Below are 3,003 nucleotides of genomic sequence, written 5' to 3'. Positions count from 1 at the left end.
AACACTTGTAGATGACATCGGCCACTTCGGAATCGAACTTGCCAGCGCCCTTCAATACCGAATAGAGGTTGAGAGCTCGGCCCCTGGGAGTGGTGGATTCGAGCCAAGTCTGGTTGCCGACAGTACACAGATGCCGGCACATCCAGCAGAACCGGCATGACTTGACCGTCCGCTGGTTCTGGGCCTCTGCGATCCTCAGGGGGTGCGCGTCAACCAGCTCATCTGTTTCCTTGCAGACATCACGCAGGCCGACGGAACCCTCCGTTGGTTCACCTGCATCAGGCCTCCAACCCAGCGCACCGGCGGCCTGGGTGCTTTGAGACTGAGTATCGGAACCTCCGGTCTTGGCATTGGCATCGTGTTCCACAACATGGACCTCCTTGAAGGATTCAGCCGGCTCATAGACCGAGTTTGCCAGGGTTCATGATCCCCCTGGGATCCAAGGCCTTCTTGATTCCTTCGAATACCTGGAACGCACTCCCGTATTGCTCCGTCATGAACCTTGCCAGCTTCAGCCCGACCCCATGGTGTTCGTTTATGATCCCGCCATTGGCGATGGCCGCTCTCACCCCTGCGTTCCAGATGGCGTTGTGCAGCCTGAGCGCCTCATGAGGGTCCTCGGGAGGAGAGTCCAGGATGAACCGGTCGTAGCACATGCAGCCCCAGTCATACCAGTGAGAAAAATGAGCTATGAACGTCACTCCGGGGAATTGAGTCTCAACAGCCTCTTTCATTGCCCAGTAGACCTGCTCGATCTTGTCGTACGTCGCGACGGTGTCCATAGTCCCGAACATCTGGGGGAGATCATACATGTGCGGGGGATAGTAGAAGTCGTAGCGGTGTTCCCACCACTTCCTGCCGGGCTCGGACCCCAAGTCTTCGGTTGCTGTCTCGGCGCAAATCTCCCTGGCCATCTCCTCCTCGATCTCCGCGATCCTCTTGGCCCCGTCGAACGAGTAGACGAGATAGCAGCCTTCTTTCTCTATCCCTAGAACACGTCTTACCTGCTTCTTCGTCTCCGGTTCATCATACAGCCGGAGAGCGGAAGGCCGGAGCCGGGCAGCCATGAGCTTCCGTCCAGCCTCTAGCCCGGAGTGTAGGTCTTTGAACATGAAGGCCCGGAACAACTGTGCCTCAGGAGGCCGGTGGATCTTCATTGTCGCCTCAGTGATGACGCCGAGGGTGCCTTCAGAGCCGATGAACAGCTGATTCAGATCAGGCCCGGATGCGTGCCTCGGGACCGGCAGCGTCCGGATGATGTCCCCGTTCGGAAGCACTACTTCCATTGACACAACCATGTCTTCTATCTTGCCGTACTTGGTGGACAGTACCCCTGTGCCCCTGTGGGCCAGGAACCCCCCGAGCGTTGCGCACGCGATGGAGGCAGGGTAGTGCATCATGGAATATCCTCTGGCGTTGAGAGCCCACTCCAGGTGCTGCTGTATGATCCCCGTCCCCGCCGTGACCGTCAGAGCGGTCTCGTTGACCTCCACAATCTGGTTCATTCTCTTCGTGTCGAGGGTTATGCCCTGGCGGATAGGTAACGCGCCCCCTTGCGATCCCGAGCCTCCGCCCCATGTCACAACGGGTATTTCGTAACGGTTTGCGACCCGTATGACGGCCGACACCTCTTCAGTGTTCTTCGGTCGCACGATAACGTCGGGCGCGATGGGCTTCATGCCCCTGTCGAACCACACTCGAGGAATCCAACAGTAATCCACGCCGTAGGCCAGTCTGTCCACTTCCCGCGTGGACACATATTCCTGACCCACGATGTCCTCCAGTTCACTCAACACCATGTCGGCAACATATGCGCTGGGAAACAACGTCATGTGCACAGGCCCTCCCCCAAGCTGGACCGTACGGCGCGCGGCCCCACCGTGACAATCCCGACCTGGGCAACCTCAACCCAGGTTCCGCCGCAGTCCCGGAGCCAGTTTCCACAGTGACTGTTCGATTCGCGGAGACAATATCCGCGACCGGCAAATGAATACGGGCCGACGGTCACTAATACTTCCGTGCCGTCAATGCCCGTTCCAGGCGTTTCATCCCATCTACGGCTTTCTGCCCCCTGCGCAAAGCCAAGTAAGTATAGAGCGAGTCCACGATTCCCAGTTGCGCTATTCGGGACGAGAGAGCCAGCACCCGGTACTTGGTCTCCTCTGACGCCGTGAAGAGCTTGATGTCCGCGACTTTGGTTATTGGGGACTTCCCATAGTTGGTGATGCAGACGGTCGTGGCCCCACCCTCCCTAGCGATGGCCAGAGCTTCAACGACATCCCTCGAACTGCCCGAATGTGACACACCCAGCGCCACATCACCGGTCGTGAGAAAGGACGCAGCTATGGCCTGCAAGTGAGAGTCGGTGTAGGCCGTAGCAGAGAATCCCAGGCGCATGAACTTGTGTGACAGGTCCATTGCCACTGATGACGAGTTGCCCAGGCCGAACACGGCGACCCTGCGAGCGTCCATCAGGACCTCAGCTGCCCGCTCGAGCTCCTGGAAGTCGATGACGTCCCTCGTATACTGAAGGGTCTGCACTATGCTCTGGAAGACCTTGCTCATGACGGTCTGGATATCGTCAGACAGAGTCACCTCTTCGTGGATGCTCTGAAGAGGAGAGACGATGTCCTGGGCAAGTGTGAGTTTCAGGTCCTGATACCCCTTGAACCCCGCCTTTTGACACATCCTTACGACCGTGGACTCGCTGGTCAGGGTCTTCTCTGCAAGCTCGGTGATGGGGAGGTATATCATCTCCTTCTGGTGGGTACATACGAAATCCGCGACTCTCTGCTCGGCCTCGCCGAGGGCAGCATACACAGACCTGATTCTCAGAACCGCCGAGGGCACCCCGGCATCGTTCGGGCCTTTCACTCGGTCGGGCTCACAGGACACAGGCGAACACCTCTCACTCACCGAGACGGACATTATGTACGCGTACGAGGCCCATTTGGCGGAAACTATTTCTGCACGGGCTCCGGAAATCCTTCTGGTGTGAGGAAG

3 protein-coding genes are annotated in these 3,003 nt (G+C 58.3%); all 3 read right to left on the bottom strand.

Going from position 1 to position 3,003, the window contains the following annotated elements; translation table 11 throughout:
• Positions 1-367: hypothetical protein (locus NUW23_01825; protein MCR4424918.1), on the bottom strand; the 367-nt coding region annotated here is incomplete at its 3' end.
• A 31-nt stretch (positions 368-398) separates the two neighbouring features.
• The gene (locus NUW23_01820) at positions 399-1,832 is read right to left on the bottom strand and encodes an FAD-binding oxidoreductase (protein MCR4424917.1); all 1,434 of its coding nucleotides are present in this window, start codon (positions 1,830-1,832) and stop codon (positions 399-401) included.
• Positions 1,833-2,007: 175 nt separating this feature from the next.
• A partial coding sequence (locus NUW23_01815; protein ID MCR4424916.1) for a MurR/RpiR family transcriptional regulator occupies positions 2,008-3,003 on the bottom strand: 996 nt, incomplete at its 5' end.

This window comes from Bacillota bacterium (genome assembly GCA_024655925.1).
Lineage (GTDB): Bacteria > Bacillota > DTU025 > DTU025 > JANLFS01 > JANLFS01.
Note: the sequence above shows the minus strand (reverse complement) of the source record. Positions and strands in the feature narration are given on the sequence as shown.